Genomic DNA, 19,572 nt, shown 5'->3' on the forward strand with positions numbered 1-19,572 from the left:
CATGAAACCCGTGCCCGAGGAGCTGCGCGACGGCCCCTTCACCAACGCGACCGCACGCACTCTCGGCTTCAGCGCCCAGGACCTGACGGGCGCGCGGTTCCGGCGGCTCTTCCGCGGCGTCCACGTCGCGGCGGACCTGCCCGTGTCGTTTGCCCTCCTCGTCAGGGCGGCGCTCCTCGTCCTTCCCGACGACGCCCTCGCGAGCCACCTCAGCGCCCTCCGCCTCTGGGGCCTCGGCGTCCGATCGGTGCTGCCGCTGCACTTTTCCACCAACACCACAGCGCAGGTCCGACGCGACGAGATCCGTCTCCACCGGCGACGTGGCCGGCTGCGGATGGCCGTCAGAGATCACATCGGGTGCACGGGGCCGGACCGCACGTACGTCGACCTCGCCACGATCGTCAGTCTGGTCGAGCTGGTCCAGGCTGCCGACCACCTCATCCACTGCGGACACACGTCACGTTCGCAGCTGCGGTCGTACCTCGACCGGTGCCACCTCGACGGCGTCGTGCGTGCCAGGCGCGCGTTCGCCTACGTCCGGGAGCGGGCCGAATCACCGATGGAGACGCTGATCAGGCTGATGCTCGTCTTCGCTCGTCTCCCCGAGCCGGAGTGCAACCAGGAGATCCTCGACGCGTGCGAGAGGTTCGTCGCGCGGTGCGACCTCGTCTACTGGCGATGGCGGGTGATCGTGGAGTACGACGGCGCGTGGCACGAGCGCTCGAAGCAGCAGCGCGCTCGGGACCGTACGCGCCGCGAGAACCTCGAACGCCTCGGCTGGACGGTCGTCGTGGTCCTCGAGGACGACCTCAGGAGTCCGAAGGCGATCGTCTGGCGCGTCCACACGGCCTTGCGCGACAACGGGTACGAGGGCGCACGACCGCTCTTCAACGCGATGTGGACCCGTTGGTTCGCCTGACGCCTCGTACCCGTCCGCGCTGTGTGCAGTTGGTCGCAGAATCGGGCCAACAGTTCCTGGACCAGCTGCACAAATCGGGGACGGGGCGGGTCAGCGGGGCTGGTGCAGGCGGCGGGCGGCCTCGGCGACGGAGCCGCTCATCGACGGATAGACCGTGAACGCGTTCGCGACCTGGTCGGTGGTGAGTCCGGTCGAGACCGCGAGCGACACCGAGTGGATGAGCTCCGACGCACGCGGTGCCACCACGACACCGCCGATCACGGCGCCGCCGCCGGCCCGGCAGAACAGCTTGACGAAGCCGTCGCGCACGCCCTGCATCTTGGCGCGCGGGTTGCCCGACAGCCGCAGGGTGACCGACTCGGCGTCGACCTCGCCGGCGTCGATCTCCTTCTGCGTCACCCCGACCGTGGCGATCTCCGGCGCGGTGAACACGTTGGAGACGACGGTCCGCAGACGCAGCGGGTGCACGGCGTCGCCGAGCGCGTGCGCCATCGCGATCCGTCCCTGCATGGCCGCGACGGAGGCGAGCATGAGGACACCGGTGCAGTCTCCAGCGGCGTACACCCCGCGGGCCGAGGTCCGCGAGACGCGGTCGACCTCGATGAAGCCGCCGGAGTCGACCCCGACGCCTGCCGACTCCAGCCCGAGTCCCTCGCTGTTGGGGATCGACCCGAGAGCGAGCAGGCAGTGCGACCCCTCGACCTCGCGGCCGTCGGTGAGACGCACGAGGACGCGGTCGCCCTTGCGCTCGACCGACTCCATCCGCGAGCGCGACAGCACGTTCATGCCGCGCCGCGTGAAGACCTCCTCCAGGACGACGGCCGCGTCCGGATCCTCGCCGGGGAGGACGCGGTCACGGCTGGAGACCAGCGTGACCTCGCAGCCCAGAGCCTTGTAGGCGCCGGCGAACTCGGCGCCCGTGACACCGGAACCGACGACGACCAGGTGCTCGGGCAGCTCGTCGAGCTCGTAGACCTGCTCCCAGGTCAGGATGCGCTCGCCGTCGGGGATCGCGGTGTCCACGACCCGCGGGTGGGCGCCGGTCGCCAGCAGCACCACCTGCGAGTGCAGCTCCTCCGAACCACCGTCAGCGCGGTCCACGAGGACCGTTTCGGGCCCGTCGAGACGGGCGGTGCCGGCGATGACCTCGACGTTCTCCCGCTCGATGCGCCGCCGGATGTCGTCGGACTGCGCGAGGGCGAGCCGCTTGACCCGGTGATTGACCCTACGGAGGTCGACCGACTCCGAACCGGCGCCGACGAGTCCGAGCTCGGCAGAACCGGCCACGTCGGTCATCAGGTCGGAGGTCGCGATCAGCGTCTTGCTGGGGACGCAGTCGGTGAGGACGGTCGACCCGCCGAGCCCGTCGCGCTCGACGACGGTGACCTCCGCCCCGAGCTGTACCGCGACCAGCGCAGCCTCGTACCCACCAGGTCCACCACCGACGATCACGACGCGATTCACGCCGTCATTGTCTCGCACCTCGGACGAGCGGCACGCGGCGGCGTGCGCACGCGTCGTGCCGATGTGGCGCTCGTCGCTCAGGCGCTCATCTCGGCGAACAGCGCCTCGTTGAGGGCGAAGGCGACCTTGACCTCGTCGACGACGCGCTGCTTGGCAGCGTCGTCGAGGGGAAGGGTGTCGAGGCGCGCACGGTAGGCGTCCTTGTACAGCTTGGGCTTCGGCACGAGCGGGAAGTCGTAGAACGTCACGCCACCCTCGGCGAGGCCGTACTCGCGCTGGAGGATGCGGCCGATCGCCTGCCCGCCGGACAGATCACCGAGGTAGCGCGTGTAGTGGTGCGCCAGGAAGCGCACGGCATCGTCCTGGGTCTCACGGACCCGCTGCACGTACGCCGTGGCCGCGGGGCCGACGGGGATGTCGCGCCAGTCCTCCCCGGCGAGGAACACGAGGTCGGCCTCGATGGCGGCCGACCGCTCCACCGCGGCGTCGACGACGGCCGACCCGACGGGGTCGGCCGCGAGCACCGTGCCCACCGACTCGATCGCCTCGTAGACGACGGCCAGCTGACGCAGGAAGACCGTGTAGCGCTCAACCGACGAGCGGCCCTCGAGGAGATCGGACATGAAGGTCGAGTTCTCGGCCGACGTGTGCTCGGCGCGGGAGCCTTCTCGCATCAGCGCGGAGAGCTCGGAGCTGGGAACGGTCGTCTCCTGCGTGGCAGTGACGGTCATCGGGGGGCCTCCACGAGATGGGCGCGAGCGGGACGGATGTCCGGGGACCAATATGACACGGCGTCATCATCGAGGAGACGCCGCGTCAGGACCAACCTGACGATGTGTCACCTTATCCGGGCCTGGTTAGCGAGGCAAGCCTTACCTATGCTACTTTCCGTCGAGGTTAGGGAAACCTGACTTCCCTCGGAATCGGAGCATGTCGTGCCACGCCGCCGCCCCTTCATCGTCGCCCTCCTCTGCGTCTGTACGGCGTTCGCCTCAGCGTGCGGGCCCGCGCAGAGCGGTGAGGCGGAGAGCCCCGAGGCCGTGACGTCCATCCCCCGGCTCAGCGACGTCGATGTCTCCGGCGCCGCGAAGGACCTCTCCGGCGAGATCAACCTCGACCTCGGGGCCGACGAGCCCACGCCGATCGTCGAGGACCCGACCCAGAGCCTTCCCGTCACCGTCAAGGACAGCCAGGGCAGCCGCGTCACCGTGAAGACCGCCGAGCGGGTCCTGGCGCTCGACCAGTACGGCACGCTGGCGCAGATCACGTACGAGCTGGGGCTCGGCGACGCGCTCGTCGGACGCGATCTCTCGACGCAGTTCACGCAGGCGAAGGACCTCCCGCTCGTCACTCACAACGGGCACGAGCTCAACGGCGAGGCGATCCTCGACCTCTCCCCCGACCTGATCATCACCGACACCTCGCTCGGTCCGTGGGACGTCATCGAGCAGGTCCGCGACGCCGGTGTCCCGGTCGTGGTCGTCGACAGCGCGCGCAACCTCGACAACATCGCCGACCTGGTCGGCCAGGTCGCCTCCGCGCTCGGCGTCACCGAAGCCGGCACGGCGCTCGCGAAGAGGACGGCCGACGAGGTCGCCGCCGTCCGGGCGGTCATCGACGAGAAGGCACCGAGCTCGGTCCAGGACAAGCTCCGGACGGTGTTCCTCTATGTGCGCGGGCAGAGTGGCGTCTACTACATGTTCGGCCAGGACTCGGGCGCGGACTCCCTGATCTCGGCCACGGGGGCGTACGACGTCTCCGAGGAGATCGGGTGGACGGGGATGAAGCCGCTCAACGACGAGGGACTCGTCGCCGCGCAGCCCGACGCCATCATCATGATGACCAAGGGGCTGGAGTCGGCGGGCGGCGTGGACGGACTGCTCGAGCGCTACCCGTCGCTGGCCAACACCCCGGCCGGCTCGAACCGCCGCTTCATCACGATGCCGGACAGCCAGATCCTGAGCTTCGGCCCCCGCAGCGCCGACGTGCTCAACGCGCTCGCGGTGGCGATGTACGCCCCGGAGTCGCTGCGATGACCGTCGTCGACCCGACGATCTCGGTCAGGTTCCGTCTCAGCGCGACGCTCGTCCTCTTCACTGCCCTGTCGGTCGCCCTCGTGGTGCTGGCCGTCCTCTCGGCCGGGACCGGCCAGCTCTCGATCCCGCCGGCCGAGGTCCTCGGCTCGTTCCTGCACCGGCTCGGTATCGACGCCGGCCCGATGCCCGCGCACCCCCAGGGCGACGCCGCGCTGTGGAGCATCCGCTTCCCGCGCGTCGTGATGGCCCTCCTCGTCGGCGCGGCGCTCGCAGCAGCCGGAGCGCTGATGCAGGGCGTCTTCGGCAACCCGCTCGCCGAGCCGGGCGTGATCGGGGTGTCCTCGGGCGCCGCCGTCGCCGCGGCGTGCGCCATGGTCTTCGGGCTCACCGCGCTCGGGACGTGGACCGTGCCGGCGCTCGCCTTCGTCGGCGGCCTGATCACCACCGTGGCCGTCTATCTTCTCTCACGCTCCGACGGTCGGACAGAGGTCGTCACCCTCGTGCTCACCGGCATCGCCGTCAACGCGGTGACCGGTGCGCTGCTGGCTCTGATGATGTTCCTCGCCGACACCCAGGCGCGCGAGGAGATCGTGTTCTGGCAGCTCGGCAGCCTCAACGGCACCCGTTGGCAGTACGTCGGCGTCGTGGCGCCGCTCGCCCTCGTGGGCATCGCCGGCGCCTTCGTGCTCAGCCGCAGGCTGGACCTGCTGGCGCTGGGCGACCGGGCGGCACGTCACGTCGGCGTCGACGTCGAGCGGCTGCGCCTCGTCGCCATCACGCTGGTCGCGCTCCTCACCGCCGCTGCTGTCGCCTTCTGCGGGATCATCGCGTTCGTCGGCCTGGTCGTCCCGCACCTCATGCGCATGGTGGTCGGCCCCGGCCACCGGCTGCTGCTGCCCGCCAGCGTGCTCGGCGGCGCGGTCCTGCTGCTCGCGGCCGACCTGGTCGCCCGAACCGCCGTCCCGTACGCCGAGCTGCCGATCGGCATGCTGACGTCGCTCCTCGGAGGCCCGATGTTCTTCTGGCTCCTTCGCCGCACCCGTCGTACGGCGGGAGGCTGGGCATGAGGACCCGCGCGACGCTCCAGGTGCTCGGCGGCTCCGTCTCGTACGGGCAGGCCACCATCCTTCGTGACATCGACCTCGACGTCCGCCCCGGCGAGCTGCTCGTGCTGGTCGGCCCGAACGGCGCCGGCAAGTCGACGCTCCTCGGGGTCCTCTCCGGTGACGTCGCGCTCTCACGCGGGAAGGCCCTGCTCGACGGGGAGCCGATCGCCTCGCGACGTGCCGGCGAGCTCTCCCGGCGACGGTCGGTGCTGCTCCAGGAGCACCGGCTCTCCTTCCCGTTCAGCGTGGCCGAGGTGGTCGCGATGGGTCGCGCGCCGTGGCACGGGCGCGACGAGTCCGACTCCGACGAGGCGGTCGTCGCCGACGCGATGCGGCGCGCCGACGTCGAGCGACTCGCCACGCGCAAGTTCCCCACGCTCTCGGGCGGAGAGAAGGGGCGTACGTCGTTCGCTCGCGTGATGGCCCAGGAGGCGCCGGTCGTGCTGCTCGACGAGCCGACCGCGGCGCTCGACATCGCGCACCAGGAGGCGCTGCTCACCGAGGCGCGCCGGCTGGCTCGGGAGGGCCACTCGGTCGTGGCCGTGCTGCACGACCTCTCGCTCGCCGCCGCGTACGCCGACCGGATCTGCATCCTCGCCGACGGTCGCGTGCGCGCTGACGGAGCGCCGGGAGACGTGCTCCGACCCGACCTGCTCAGCGACGTCTACGGCCACCCCGTCGACGTCTTCACCCATCCGCGTACGGGCGACCTGGTGATCACCCCGCTGCGGACATCCGTCGAGGAGGTCGTCCGATGAGAAGCATGGTCCGACGCACGCTCGCCCTCGCCGCCACTGTCGCGCTCGCGGCGCCTGCGCTCGCGCTCACCGCTGCCCCGGCCCACGCGGCCCCCCAGGTCACCGTCACCAGCTCCGCCGGGACGCCGACCGCCGCGGTCGACGGTCCCACGACGCTCACCGTCAAGGGCCGAGGGTTCCAGTCGATCAAGGGCGGTGCCGGCGGCATCTACGTCGCGTTCGGGTGGGTCTCCGACCCCCGAGGCGGTTCCTGGAAGCCCTCGCGCGGCGGCGCGACAGGTGACGACTACCGCTACGTGCCCGACAGCGAGTCGGCCGACAACGAGGGCCACCAGCGCTACCTGGCCTTCCCCGGCTCCGACACGGCCTCCTCGGCGAACGGCACGCTCCGCGCGTCAGGCAGCTTCACCACCACGGTGAGCCTGCCGGGCGCCCGCTTCTCGTCGGTCGACCGAGCGGGCAGGACCGTCATGGTGGACTGCACCACGGTCACCTGCGGCGTGATCACGATCGGTGCCCACGGCATCAAGAACCCCCGCAACGAGACCTTCACGCCGGTGCGGTTCGCCGCGTCGACCCGAGGCGACGCCGCGCTGTCGGCACCGCGTGGCACGACGCCCACCGCGGCGCCGGCGCCGGCCGCAGCGACGACACCGGCTGCACCGGCCCGCAGGGGCACGCCGTCGGTCGCCGTCGACCGTGCCACGGCCGTGGTCGGTCGCGTCCTGACGTTCACCGGCACGTCGTTCCAGCCCGGCGAGCAGGTCGTCGCGACCCTCGACGACGGTGTCGCTGCCGTCGGTCCGCTCGCGGCCGGGCAGTCCGGCGAGGTCGCCGGGGTCCTCCAGCTCCCCGCCTCGATCCAGCCGGGCACGCACGTCCTGCGGCTGACCGGTGCTGCCAGCGGCGCCGCGCCGGAGATCGCCTTCCCGGTCGCCGCCGGCACCCCGGTCGTCGACGCCACGGCGCCGGCCGCCGACGAGGACCCGACCGCAGCGGCGTGGATCTTCCTCGCCGCGGCTGCCGTCCTCCTGCTCGTCGCGGTCGCCGCCGCCGTGCTGCGGGTGCGCCGCGCGCCACGTGCTCCCCAGACCCCGAGCGTGCAGGCTCCCCCCACGACGACCACGCCGACTCCCACGACGGTGACCCGATGATGCGCCGACTCGCCCTGCTCGCCTCCGTCGCGCTCGTCGCGCTCACGGTGCCGTTCTCCCCTGTCGCCGCCGATGCCGAGGGGGAGAGCGAGACCACGGCCCGCGTCGTCAGCGGCGCCACGCTGCGCTGGGGCCTGTCGAACGAGGTCCACAACTCCGCGTACGCGCCGGGGACGTACAACTTCCTGTCCGCCGGCAAGATCGGCAACCCGGGAGCGGGCGGCCAGACGCTCAAGAACGCTGCAGAGTGGACCAACGGCAGGGCTGCGGGCTGGAAGGCCTCGGCAGGCGCGGTGTCGATCGAGAAGCAGACCGCCGGCGGCTCATACGCACCGGCGACCTGGAGCGGACTGACGACGTCGCCCACCGGCGGGTCGATCAACCCGCCCACGAGCCGGAGCTTCAGCGACCACCAGGTGGTGCTCTCCGGTGGCGCCGGCTGGGCCGACCCGCAGACGGGTCGGGCGTCGTTGTCCTGGAAGGGATCGTTCTCGGTCGTCTTCTACTCCGGGATGCTCTTCTTCTATGTCGCAGACCCCCAGCTGAACGTCGGCCGGGACGGTTCCGGCACGCTCACCGCGACGCTCAGCGGCTACGGTTCCTCGCTCGACGACCAGTCGGTCTGGAAGACCGTGGCCCCGAAGAAGGTCACGCTCGCGACGTTCCCCGAGGTCGAGATCGGTGAGGGCGGTGTCACCGTCACGCCGGCGTACGCGGGTGTGAAGAACGGTGCCTCCGACCAGCTGACCACGGTGCCCGGCTGGGGATCGTGGCCCGCCTCCTTCGTGGCGTGGCTCGCCGAGACCGGCACCTCCTCGTACTGGTACACCTCCGGCGGAGCGATCGACGCCAACAAGCCCCCGCTGCCCGTGACCTTCGCGTGGTCGCTGGGCGATCCCCTCGCCTCCGACCCGGACGACCCCGGAGTCCCGGTCGACCCGGAGCCCGCCACGCCCGCGCCCTCACCGGGCGGCGCGCCGACGACCACCCCGCCCACCTCCCCACGGCCCGGCGGCACGGCCACGAAGGCGTTCACGGTCTCCGACGCCCAGCTGCGGTGGGGCCTCAGCGACGAGATGAGCAACTCGGCGTTCGCCCCGGGCACACGCAACTTCTTCTCCGCAGGCACGATCCGCAACCCAGGACGAGGGGGCACGTCGGTCGCCGCCAGCGACTGGGCGGCCCGCCGCGGCAACGTCCGGATCGAGAAGCAGACTGCCGGCGGAGGACACCGGCTCGCGACGTGGCCCGGCCTCGGCACCACCCCCGACGGCCGCCCGCTCGGGTCGGCGACGAACGGGTTGCTCAGCAACCACACCGTCGTCATCGACGGCGGGACGGGAACGGTCGACCCCGCGACGAAGACCGCGACGATCCGCTGGACGGGCACGTTCACGGTGGTGCTCTACAGCGGGCTGTCGACCTTCACCGTCACCGACCCTGTCCTCACCGTGACCGCGGGCACCGCGCGGCTCGACGGCACCCTCGGCGGCTACGCCTCGGACCGCGAGGACGCCTCGCTCTGGGAGCCCCTCGCACCGAAAAGGGTGCGCCTCGCCGACGCACGCGTCCCGAGCCTCTCGAACGCGCGCGGGTTCAGCACCACGCCGCGCTTCGCCGGTGTCCGGTACGACCCTCCGGCCGGTGCGGCCGCCCAGAACCGGAGCACGCCGGGGTGGGGCGCCTTCCCCACGTCGTTCGTCCGGTTCCAGGAGCGGGTCGGCACCGCGGCGTACTGGTACACCAGCGGCGCCGCGACGGACCGGTTCAAGGCCGCCCTGCCGATCACCGTGAGCTATGACGCCGACCGTCCCGCGGCGGCCCCCACGAGCGGGTCGGGCGGCGGCGGCCCGCAGGCGACGGGTACGACAGGCACGACGAGCACGTCCGCGAGCGGGCCGGGCGCAGGCGGGCGCGCTGCCGGTCCCGTCCCGATCGGCGGGGTCCCCGCTGCGGCCACGACACCCGGCACCGTCCACGGCGCCACCGTCCCCGTCGGCACCACCGAAGGCATCCGTCCCGTCGCCCAACCGCTCGGCGGCTCGTCCCCGGCCTGGCCGTGGTGGCTCGGCGGGGGTCTGGTCGTCGCGGCGCTGGCCGTCACCGCAGGCGCGCGAGTCCTCACCGCGCGTACCCCCTGAGCTGAACCTCCTCACCCACACGAAGGGAAGCAACACCATGTCCACGTCCCTCCCCCGGCGGTTGCGGCGTCTCGTCGCCGCCACCGCCGCCACGGCACTCGCGGCGGGCTCGCTGGCCGCCATGGCCGCGCCCGCCCAGGCGGCCACCACGCCGGTCGCCGGCGCTGTGTTCGCCTGGGGCCTCTCCAACGAGGCCAACAACGCCGGATTCGCGCCGGGCACCGCCAACATGCTCTCGGCCGGCAAGATCGCCAACCCGGGTGTGGGAGGTCAGACGCTGACGTCCGCGACCTCGTGGAGCAACGGCGCGGCCGCCGGCTGGAGCGCCAGGGCCGGCAACGTCGAGATCCAGAAGAAGACCGTCGCCGGCGGATACGCGACCGCGACGTGGGCGGGCCTCAAGACCAGCCCGAGCGGCGCGTCGATCTCGCCCCCGACCAGCAGCACCTTCAGCGACCACCGCGTGGCGATCAAGGGCGGCACCGGCTCTGCCGATGTCGCGGCGGACGACGCCACGATCACCTGGAGCGGCGACTTCACCGTCCTGGGCTACTCCGGCATGACGTTCTTCTACGTCTCCGACCCCACGCTGAGCGTCGACGACGGCGTCGGCACGGTCACCGCGACGCTGGACGGCTACGGGACCAAGCAGGACGACACCTCCGTGTGGACCGACCTCGAGAGCGCCAGGGTCACCCTCGCCACGTTCTCCGGAGTCGACGTGACGCCCGCCGGCATCACGGTCACCCCTGACTTCGCCGGCGTGGAGTACGAGAGCACCGCCGTGCCGCAGAGCCGTACGACCACGGGCTGGGGATCGTGGCCCTCGTCGTTCGTGACGTTCGTCGAGCCGACGGGCCAGGCCGCGTACTGGTACTCCACCGGCGGTTCGGTCGACAAGAACAAGACTCCTCTCCCCCTCACCGTGTCGTTCCCCGGCCCGGCCAAGGTGACGGTGAGCAGCACCACGATCCCGGACACCGGCACCCACCAGGTCACGGTCAAGGGCAGCGGCTTCGACCCGTCGCTCGCCACGGGCACCCGCCCGCCGCTCGCAGGCAAGCCCACCGGCGCCTACGTCGTCCTCGGCACCGTCGCCGACGTGTGGAGGCCGAGCGCGGGCGCGCCGTCGAGCGCACGCAAGGCGATCACGCAGAGGTGGGCCGTCCTCGCCGAGGACATGGCCACCATCGGCGGGCCGGCCGCCGGGGCGATCGAGCTGAAGCCCGACGGGACCTTCACGACCTCGTTCTCGATCTCCAAGGCCGCGATCGACGCGTCCAAGGACAAGCTCGCGAACCTCGGCATCTACACGTACGCCGGTGGCGGTCCGCAGCAGGCGCTGTACGAGACGTTCACCCCGATCACCTTCGCGCCCGCGGTCGCGTCCACGACGACGCTGTCCGCCCCGACGAAGCTCACGTACGGCCGTACCGGCACGGCGACGGTGACCGTGAGGACGTCCAGGGCTCTGACGGGCTCGATCCAGCTGCTCGACGGCACCAGGGTCCTGGGCACCCGTCCCGTCGGCGCGGGCAGAGTGTCGTTCACACTCCCGAAGAACCTCACGGTCGGCGCTCACCGCCTGTCGGCCCGCTTCGTGTCGGGCAACGTTCCGGTCGTGAGGTCGTCCTCGTCGGCCGTCCGTACGCTGTCGATCGCCAAGGTCGCCACCAGGACCGCTCTGAAGGTGACGAAGAAGCCGACCCGCAAGAAGGCCGGCAAGGCCAGGGTCACCGTCTCGGGCACGCCGAAGGCGAAGGGCCGGGTGACTCTCGTCATCAAGGGCAAGGGCATCAAGAAGACCGTTCGCGCGACAGTGCGCAACGGCAAGGTCGTCGTGACACTGCCCAAGCTCAAGAAGAAGGGCACCTACAAGGTCACCGCGACGTTCGCCGCGACCAGCACCCACTCGGGCTCGAAGAAGACCGTGAAGGTGAAGGTCACGCGCTGACGACGGCCATCCGGCATCAGGACCCGGCGTTCCTCCCCGCAGCGGGTGGGACGTCGGGTCCTCTTGCCAGCGGGGGGCGGGGCGGTGTCAGGCGGCCACACCGACGGCGCGGAGCACGAACCGCTCCGTGACCGCCACCGCGGCGTCACGCTCGGACGCCTCGGGGTGCGTGACCTGTCGGCTCTGCAGGCAGGCCAGGACGAGCCCGGTCGTCGCTCGGAGGTCGTCGACGACGAACGCTCCCTGCGCCATCCCGTCCTCGAGCACGTCACGGAGCAGCTCCTCGACGACGATCACGTGCTCGCGCATGTGGAGCAGCGCATCGCGCGAGAGGACCGAGTACAGCTGCGGTCCGAGACCCATGTGCATCTCCCGCGAGAGCGCCACGTGCATGCGGACGTAGGTGCGCAGACGTCCGACCGGATCGGCGACGTCCTCGAGCGCGGAACGGATCGCCCCGACGTAGCGTTCGGTCTCCTCCATCGCGAAGGCGAGGAGGACGGCTTCCTTGTCGGCGAAATGGTTGTAGATCGCCGTACGCCCGATCTCGGCGCGTGTGGCCACGTCGGCGAGCCGCACGGCATCGTAGCCGCGCTCGGTCAGGAGGTCGCCGAACGCGCTGAGCACCCGACGTCGGGTCTCGACGCGGTGCTCGGCCAGGCTCTCCCCGATGATCTTCGGCACCCCGACAACCTACCGGGGTGTCGGTGAGGCTGGGTTAATGTACCGAGGTGAGTGTCGCAGCCGAGAGCCCCCAGCCCCGTTCCCCCGAAGAGATGGCGACCGCCGCCGCAGAGGTGCTGCGCCAGCGCACCGGAGGCGACCACGACGTCGCGCTCGTGATGGGGTCGGGCTGGCGTCCCGCTGCCGACATCCTCGGTGAGCCCGAGCACGAGATCCCCGCCACCGACCTTCCCGGCTTCCGTGCGCCCTCGGTCGCAGGGCACGGCGGGACGATCCGCTCGGTCCGCGTCGGTGACGCCCGGGTGCTGGTCTTCCTCGGTCGCACCCACCTCTACGAGGGCCACGGCGTCGACGCGGTCGCCCACGGCGTCCGTACCGCAGCGGCGGCGGGCTGCCGCGCGGTGGTCCTCACCAACGCGTGCGGCGGGCTCCGCGAGGAGTGGGTGCCCGGCACCCCCGTCCTGATCAGCGACCACATCAACCTGACGGCGACGTCGCCGCTGCACGGCGCGAACTTCGTCGACCTGACCGACCTCTACGCGTCCCGGCTCCGCGCCCTCTGCCTCGACGTCGACCCGACGCTCGCCCAGGGTGTCTACGTCCAGGTGCCCGGGCCGCACTACGAGACGCCGGCCGAGATCGGCATGGTGCGCGCCATCGGAGGCGACCTCGTCGGCATGTCCACGGCGCTCGAGGCGATCGCGGCCCGTGCCGCCAATCTGGAGGTGCTCGGCATCTCGCTCGTGACCAACCTCGCTGCGGGTGTCTCCGCGGAGCCGCTCGACCACGACGAGGTCCTCGCCGCCGGGGCTGCGTCGGCCGAGACGATGGGGCACCTTCTCGCCAGCGTGGTGGACCGCATCTGATGCGCGTCCTCGTCACCGGCTCGTCCGGCGCGATCGGCCGGACGGTCGTCTCCGGCCTCTCCTCGCAGGGGCACGCCCTGCGCGGGGTCGACAGGGCCGAGGCCGACACGGAGCTGAACGGGCTCCTGCCCCTGGGCGCCGTGGTCGGTGACGTGACGGACCCGGTGGTCGCGGCGAGTGTCGTGTCGGACGTCGACGCCGTCGTGCACCTGGCGGGCCACCCGGACGAGGCGACGCTGCCGGAGTCGCTCGCCTCGCACGCCCACACGACCGCGGCGCTCCTCGACGCGATGGTCGAGGCGGGCGTGCCGCGGATGGTCTTCGCCAGCAGCAACCACGCGGTCGGGCTCTCTCCGCGCACGGACCTGCTCGCCGCGGACGCACGCCCACGGCCCGACACGTTCTACGGTGTCGCCAAGGTCGCGGCCGAGGGCCTGCTCAGCCTGTACGCCGACCGCTTCGGCATCGCCGCCGTCGCGCTGCGCATCGGTTCGTTCCTGCCCGAGCCGACGACCGTGCGCGAGCTGTCGACCTGGTTGTCGTACGGCGACGCGGTCCGCCTCGTCGACGCCGCGCTCACTGCCCCGGTGGAGGGGTTCGCCGCCGTCTACGGCATCTCCGCGAACTCCCGCGCCTGGTGGGACCTGGAGGCCGGGCGACGTCTCGGCTACGAGCCGCGCGACGACGCAGAGGCGTACGCCGACCAGATCGGCGCGCGCAGCGAGGACGAGGGCGAGGGCGCGTACGCAGGCGGACCCTTCGCCGTGATGCCGCTCGGGAAGGCGATCTGATGACGACCCCCCTCGAGGACGAGGTGCGCGCCTGGATCGACCAGGACCCTGACCCGGACACGCGCGCCGAGCTGGAGGACCTGCTCGCTGCGGGTGACGAGGCGGGGCTCGCCGTACGGTTCGGCGGCCGTCTCGAGTTCGGCACCGCCGGCCTGCGCGGGCCGCTCGGCGCCGGCCCGACCCGGATGAACCGCGTGGTCGTCGCCCAGGCCGCCGCGGGGTTGGCGGCGTACGTCCTGTCGCGGGCCGAGAGCGGGTCCCCCGCGCTGGTCGTCGGCTTCGACGGGCGGCACAACTCGGCCGTGTTCGCGCGCGACACCTGCGAGATCGCCCAGGCGATGGGCATCCGTGCTCTCCTCCTGCCCGAGGCGCTGCCGACACCCGTGCTGGCCTTCGCGATCCAGCACCTCGGCGCCGACGCCGGCGTGATGGTGACCGCGTCCCACAACCCTCCGCAGGACAACGGCTACAAGGTCTATCTCGGCGACGGCAGCCAGATCGTCGCCCCGGCCGACCGTGACATCGCGGCGGCGATCGCGGCGGTCGGCCCTGTCGACGCCCTCCCCCGAGACACCTCGTACGCGGTGCTCGGGAGCGAGGTCGAGGACGCGTACGTCGCGGCGGTGGCAGCCCTTGCCGCCCCCGGGGCTCGTGAGCTCACCGTCGCCTACACGCCGATGCACGGTGTCGGCCGCGTGACCGCCGAGCGTGCGGTCGAGGCGGCCGGTTTCGCGCCGCTCCACGTGGTGGCCGAGCAGGCCGACCCCGATCCAGACTTCCCGACGGTGGCCTTCCCGAACCCCGAGGAGCCGGGCGCCACCGACCTCCTGCTCGCCCTGGCCGAGCGGACCGGCGCCGACCTCGCCGTCGCCAACGATCCCGACGCGGACAGGTGCGCCGTCGCCGTCCCGACCGCGAACGGATGGCACGCGCTCACCGGCGACGAGGTCGGTGTGCTCCTCGCCGACTTCCTCCTGCGCCGCGGCGTCGAGGGGACGTACGCCACCACCATCGTGTCCTCGTCCCTGCTCGGCCGACTCGCGGCGGCGTACGACCAGCCGTACGCCGAGACCCTGACCGGATTCAAGTGGATCGGACGCGTGCCGGGTCTGGCCTACGGGTACGAGGAGGCGCTCGGCTACGCGGTGGCGCCTGAGATCGCCCGCGACAAGGACGGCATCAGTGCGATGGTCCGCATCCTCGAGCTGGCGGCCGAGCTCCGGGCCGAGGGACGCAGCCTCGTGGACCGTCTGGACGAGATCGCCGAGCGCTTCGGCCTGCACGCCACCGCGCAGCTGTCGGTCCGCGTGGACGACCTCAGCCTGATCGGCGCGGCCATGACGCGCCTGCGCGAGGCGCCGCCGCCGAGGCTCGGCGGCTTCGACGTCGAGCGCGTCGACGACCTGGAGCGCGGATCACGCACGCTTCCACCGACCGTCGGGTTGAGGTTCGTGCTCGCGGAGGGAGCGCGCGTGGTGGTGCGTCCGTCGGGGACCGAGCCCAAGCTGAAGTGCTATCTCGAGGTGGTGGTCCCCACACCTGACGGGCCCGGCGCCGCACGTATCGCCGCGGCCGCCCGCCTCGACGCGATCCGTGGCGACCTGTCGGCGGCGCTGGGGATCTGACGTGGCCGCGCCGACGAGGATCCTCCGCGTTCGCAGAGGAGACGTGGCGCGGCTCCTCGTCGCCTGGGTGGCGGGCACCGTCACCCTGGTGGTCGTCGACGTCCTGCTCGACGACCTCCGGTTCACCGCCTGGTGGACGCCCATCGTCGTGTCGGCGGTGATCGGTCTCATCGGCTTCGTGCTGCACCCGCTGCTCGTCGCCGTCGCGGCACGGGTGGGATGGCTCGCCGTGATCGCGCTCGCCGTCGTGGGCCAGGCACTCGTGGTCGCCGTGGCCCTCGCGGTCGTCCCGGGTGTCGAGGTGGAGTCGTGGTGGGCCCCTGTCATCAGTGCGTGGCTGGCCGCGTTGGTCGGCTCGGTGCTGGCCTGGCTGGGGACGGCAGGAACCGACGAGGGGTTCGCCGTCTCACTGGCGCGCCGCGGTCGACGGTCCCGGCCGCGTACGGACGGCCCTCTCGCCGACGGCCTTCTGGTGGTCCAGCTCGACGGTCTGCCCTACCCGGTCCTCACGTGGGCGCTCGCCGCCGGCAACGCCCCGACCGTCGACCGTTGGCTGCGCGACGGCTCGCACACGCTCCACGAGTGGCGGCCGACCGTCCCGGCGACGACCCCGGCCAGCCAGCTCGGGATCCTGCACGGGACGGTGGAGCCGGTGCCGGCCTTCCGGTGGTACGACCGCGAGCTGGGGCGGGTCCTCACCGCGAACCATCCGGCGGACGCCGCGATCATCGAGGCCCGCGCGCCCGGACCAGGGCTGCTGGCCGACGGTGGCGTCTCGGTGTCCAACCTGTTCAGCGGCGGCGCCGACCGCTCGGCGATGGCGCTGTCGCGCCTGCGCGTCGCACGCGGCACGACGATCACCCGGGAGGCGGTGGCGTGGTTCCTCCTACGGCCCGACGGGTTCGCGCGCAGCCTCTTTCGCGCCGTCGGCGAGATCGTGCGCGAGCGCACCCAGGCGAGGCGCCAGGTCCGGCGCGACCTGCGACCGCGGATCACGAGGGACTGGGCGTTCGCGCTGCTGCGGGCGGTCACCAACGGCGTCATCCGCGACCTCTCCACCGCCGTGGTAGCCCAGGAGATGCTGCGGGGGACGCCGATCGTCTACGTCGACTACGTCGACTACGACGAGGTGGCTCACCATGCCGGCCTGTTCCGCCAGGAGTCGCTCGCCGTCCTCGCGGCGCTCGACTCGGTCCTCGCCACGCTCGAGACGGTGGCCGAGACGGCGTCGCGCCGGTATCGGATCGTGGTCGTCAGCGACCACGGGCAGTCCCAGGGCGACACGTTTCTCCAGGCCGACGGCGTGACGCTCGCAGACACCGTCGCCGAGCTCACGTCGGGCTCGGTGCAGGCGGTGCAGACGACCGGCGAGGACTACGCCCGGCTGCGTGCTCTCGCCGAGGACATGGCCGAGACTGGCGCCGGCTCGGGCGCGGCGCGGCGTGCCGCCGCCCGGCTCGACGAGCGGACGTCGGTAGTTGCGGACGGTGGCGCGACCCCGGGCGGCGTCCCGCCCGGCCGTACCCTGGCCGACGGCGACAGTGCACCGGCCGCGGCCGCCGACAGCGACCTCCTGGTGCTCGCCTCGGGCAACCTCGGGCTGATCCAGGCCCGTACCGAGCGCCGTCTTCTCCTGCACGAGATCGACGAGCGGTGGCCGGGGCTGGTGCCAGGGCTCGTCGCCCGCCCGACCATCGGGTGCGTGGTCGCGATGACTGCTGCCGACGGCCCGGTGGCGATCGGGCCCGACGGCCTCCACGTGCTCCGCACCGGTGCCGTGGTCGGCGGGTGCGACCCGCTGGCAGCGTACGGCGCCGGTGCGTGCGAGCGGTTGCTCCCCGCCGCGGATCGTGCGGTGGCCCCGGACCTCTACGTGATCAGTGCGTGTGACGTGTCGACCGGGGCCGTCCACGCCTTCGAGGAGCTGGTGGGCAGCCACGGCGGGCTGGGCGGCTGGCAGGACCGGGCCGTGCTGCTGGCACCGGCCGACCTCGGCGCCCCGCCCGCCTCGATCCTCGGCGCCGACTCCCTCCACCGGGTGCTGCAGGGCTGGCGGACGGAGCTCGGCGCCGAGGATCGTCGGTCAGACGGAGCGTCGATAGCTCCCGAAGGCCCGTGTCGCGAGGCACGCCATCCCGACGGCGAGCACGAGCAGGAGGCCGAGCCGACCTCCGACGACCGACCAGTCCGGTGCGGCAGACAGCGCCTCTCGTGACGCGACTGCCGCCCAGTCCACCGGGTTGAACCGCGACACGTCGGCGACCCACTCAGGCATCAGGGACGGCGCGAGCATCACCGACGACAGGAAGGTCAGCGGCAGGACGAGGAACTGTGAGATGCCGATCAGCGCCTCTTGCTGGCGGACGAGCAGCGCGACGGCGTTCGACAGGGCAGCGAACACACAGCCGAGAAGGACCGCGGCGGCCACCACGACGATCCACCCGAGCGGACCGCCGTCGAACCGTGCCCCCGCGACCACTCCCACCACCATCACGATCAGCGTCTGCACGACGACGGTGGCCGACTGCGAGGTCAGCGAACCCGCCATCAGCGCCGCGCGGCTCACCGGCGAGGTGAGGTCACGGTCCATCACGCCTCGGTCCATCGCCACGATGAACCCTGTCCCTGCCCAGCCTGCGGAGAACATCGCCGTCATGACGACGACTCCCGGAGTGAGGTAGGTCAGGTAGTTGTCGGACCCGAAGCCGGGAAGCTCCACGACGTTGCGGAAGAGCTGCCCGAACAGCAGCAGCCAGACCAGCGGCTGGACGAGCGTGAACGCGAGGTACGCAGGCTGGCGTGCGAAGGTCCGCAGCGATCTCTCGGTGAGCAGCCGCGTGTGCACGAGCGACGTGCTCATGCCGCCACCTCCGCGCTCGTCCCGTCAGGCCCCGTCCCGTCAGGCCTCGACGCGGCGCTCTCGGCAGCGGCGGCGAAGGAACGCCCCGCGTAGCGGAGGTAGACGTCGTCCAGCGACGGCCTCGACACCGTGACGGCGGCGAGCCGGAGACCGGCGGCGTCGAGTGCCGCCATCACCGGTGGGAGTGCGGCGGCACCGTCATCGACCCTCGCGCGGAGCGTGCCGACGTCGCGGGTCAGCTCGCGTACGCCGCCGAGTCTCCCGAGGATGCCGACGGCGCGGTCGGCATCGTCGCGGTCGGCGAGGTCCACCGCGATCGCGTCCCCCGACAGCCCGCGCTTCAACGCCTCTGGCGTCCCGCTGACGACCACACGACCGTGGTCGACGATCACCAGCCGCTGGGCGAGGTGGTCGGCCTCCTCGAGGTAGTGGGTCGTGAGCAGGACGGTGAGCCCGTCGTCGGAGGCGAGACGGCTGATCTCGGCCCAGAGGTCGGCCCGTGCCTCGGGATCCAGCCCGGTGGTGGGCTCGTCGAGAAACAGGACGTGGGGCCGGTGCACGAGGCTCATGGCGACGTCGAGCTTGCGCTGCATGCCACCGGACCAGGTACGGGCGAGACGGCGTCCCGCGTCGGCGAGCCCGAACCGCTCGAGCAGCTCCTCAGCGCGTCCGCGGCTGGCTCGTGGCGACATGCCGTAGATCCGTCCGGACAGGACGAGGTTCTCCACGCCTGTGCCGAGGGGGTCGAAGCCGGGCTTCTGAGACACGTAGCCGATCGCCCGTCGTACGTGCCGTCCGTCGCGACGGACGTCGTAGCCCGCCACGGTGGCGGTCCCCGAGTCGGCCTGGGAGAGGGTGGTGAGGATCTTGACGACGGTCGACTTGCCGGCGCCGTTGGGGCCGAGAAGTCCGAGGACGGTGCCGGCGTCGACGGTGAAGCCGACACCGTCGAGCGCCCGGACCTCACGGTCCCGGGCACGGTAGGTCTTCGTCAGATCGGCGACCGTGATCGCCGACCGAGGATCGGTCGTGGTGGACATGGTGGTGCTCCTTGAGGTGAGGAGTCCACCGCTGGTGCCGTAGCCTTGAGGTGCAGCCGTCGTGGCTCGGCGTCAGCGTCGGACTCGATGGTCACGGTCCCCGGTCGATGCCAGTCGGTCGGGGACCGCGCTTGTGTCCGTACGGCCGCGGGTGCGGCGTACGGGTGTCGTGGG

The 19,572-nt window shown here is 72.1% G+C and carries 15 protein-coding genes and 1 pseudogene; 11 read left to right on the forward strand and 5 right to left on the reverse strand.

Going from position 1 to position 19,572, the window contains the following annotated elements:
* Position 1: 1 nt before the first annotated feature.
* Positions 2-919 (forward strand): DUF559 domain-containing protein, encoded by a 918-nt coding sequence (locus tag KV102_RS02840; RefSeq protein ID WP_220341914.1) that lies wholly within the window; start codon positions 2-4, stop codon positions 917-919.
* Positions 920-1,009: 90 nt separating this feature from the next.
* Here the strand turns inward: KV102_RS02840 and KV102_RS02845 are convergent, their stop codons facing one another.
* Together KV102_RS02845 and KV102_RS02850 are read right to left on the reverse strand one after the other, a co-directional pair.
* A complete protein-coding gene (locus KV102_RS02845; RefSeq protein ID WP_220345255.1) occupies positions 1,010-2,383 on the reverse strand; it encodes an NAD(P)H-quinone dehydrogenase in 1,374 nt (457 codons plus the stop codon).
* 77 nt (positions 2,384-2,460) lie between these two features.
* Positions 2,461-3,114 carry a heme oxygenase (biliverdin-producing) gene (locus tag KV102_RS02850; protein ID WP_220341916.1) on the reverse strand — a complete coding sequence of 218 codons (654 nt, stop codon included), beginning with the start codon at positions 3,112-3,114 and terminating at the stop codon, positions 2,461-2,463.
* A 204-nt stretch (positions 3,115-3,318) separates the two neighbouring features.
* On the opposite strand from KV102_RS02850, the gene KV102_RS02855 reads away from it, so the two are divergent.
* From KV102_RS02855 to KV102_RS02880, 6 genes are read left to right on the forward strand one after another with little or no spacing between them, the layout of a single operon-like run.
* Complete coding sequence (locus tag KV102_RS02855) at positions 3,319-4,419, forward strand: ABC transporter substrate-binding protein (protein WP_220345256.1); 1,101 nt, start codon at positions 3,319-3,321, stop codon at positions 4,417-4,419.
* On the forward strand, positions 4,416-5,486 hold the full coding sequence (locus KV102_RS02860) for an iron ABC transporter permease (protein ID WP_220341918.1): 1,071 nt from the start codon (positions 4,416-4,418) through the stop codon (positions 5,484-5,486). Before KV102_RS02855 ends, KV102_RS02860 begins: the two co-directional genes overlap by 4 nt.
* Positions 5,483-6,283, forward strand: a complete 801-nt coding sequence (locus KV102_RS02865; protein ID WP_220341919.1) for a heme ABC transporter ATP-binding protein — start codon at positions 5,483-5,485, stop codon at positions 6,281-6,283. Before KV102_RS02860 ends, KV102_RS02865 begins: the two co-directional genes overlap by 4 nt.
* Complete coding sequence (locus KV102_RS02870) at positions 6,280-7,437, forward strand: hypothetical protein (RefSeq protein WP_220345257.1); 1,158 nt, start codon at positions 6,280-6,282, stop codon at positions 7,435-7,437. Before KV102_RS02865 ends, KV102_RS02870 begins: the two co-directional genes overlap by 4 nt.
* On the forward strand, positions 7,434-9,578 hold the full coding sequence (locus tag KV102_RS02875; protein WP_220345258.1) for a hypothetical protein: 2,145 nt from the start codon (positions 7,434-7,436) through the stop codon (positions 9,576-9,578). The genes KV102_RS02870 and KV102_RS02875 overlap by 4 nt, the downstream gene beginning before the upstream one ends.
* A gap of 37 nt (positions 9,579-9,615) precedes the next feature.
* Positions 9,616-11,532: an Ig-like domain repeat protein gene (locus tag KV102_RS02880; RefSeq protein ID WP_220345259.1), complete on the forward strand. Its 1,917-nt coding sequence runs from the start codon at positions 9,616-9,618 to the stop codon at positions 11,530-11,532.
* Between the two features lie 87 nt (positions 11,533-11,619).
* Here KV102_RS02880 and KV102_RS02885 read toward each other — a convergent pair whose 3' ends face one another.
* Positions 11,620-12,216 (reverse strand): TetR/AcrR family transcriptional regulator, encoded by a 597-nt coding sequence (locus KV102_RS02885; RefSeq protein ID WP_220345260.1) that lies wholly within the window; start codon positions 12,214-12,216, stop codon positions 11,620-11,622.
* Positions 12,217-12,308: 92 nt separating this feature from the next.
* Between KV102_RS02885 and KV102_RS02890 the strand changes: the two genes are divergently transcribed.
* The 4 genes and pseudogenes from KV102_RS02890 to KV102_RS18905 form a co-directional block, all read left to right on the forward strand.
* A complete protein-coding gene (locus KV102_RS02890; RefSeq protein ID WP_220342525.1) occupies positions 12,309-13,082 on the forward strand; it encodes a purine-nucleoside phosphorylase in 774 nt (257 codons plus the stop codon).
* Complete coding sequence (locus tag KV102_RS02895; protein ID WP_220345261.1) at positions 13,082-13,873, forward strand: NAD(P)-dependent oxidoreductase; 792 nt, start codon at positions 13,082-13,084, stop codon at positions 13,871-13,873. Before KV102_RS02890 ends, KV102_RS02895 begins: the two co-directional genes overlap by 1 nt.
* Positions 13,873-15,498, forward strand: a complete 1,626-nt coding sequence (locus KV102_RS02900) for a phospho-sugar mutase (protein WP_220345262.1) — start codon at positions 13,873-13,875, stop codon at positions 15,496-15,498. Before KV102_RS02895 ends, KV102_RS02900 begins: the two co-directional genes overlap by 1 nt.
* 43 nt (positions 15,499-15,541) lie before the next feature.
* Positions 15,542-16,774, forward strand: a pseudogene (locus KV102_RS18905) (alkaline phosphatase family protein); the annotation flags it as partial.
* Positions 16,775-17,581: 807 nt separating this feature from the next.
* On the opposite strand, the gene KV102_RS18910 reads toward KV102_RS18905, so the two are convergent.
* A complete protein-coding gene (locus KV102_RS18910; protein WP_220341927.1) occupies positions 17,582-18,358 on the reverse strand; it encodes an ABC transporter permease in 777 nt (258 codons plus the stop codon).
* Entirely contained in the window at positions 18,355-19,398 is a 1,044-nt protein-coding gene (locus tag KV102_RS02910) for an ATP-binding cassette domain-containing protein (RefSeq protein WP_220345264.1), read from the reverse strand. The genes KV102_RS18910 and KV102_RS02910 overlap by 4 nt, the downstream gene beginning before the upstream one ends.
* Positions 19,399-19,572: the final 174 nt, after the last annotated feature.

This window comes from Mumia sp. zg.B53, from assembly GCF_019550935.1.
In the GTDB taxonomy this organism is placed as follows: domain Bacteria; phylum Actinomycetota; class Actinomycetes; order Propionibacteriales; family Nocardioidaceae; genus Mumia.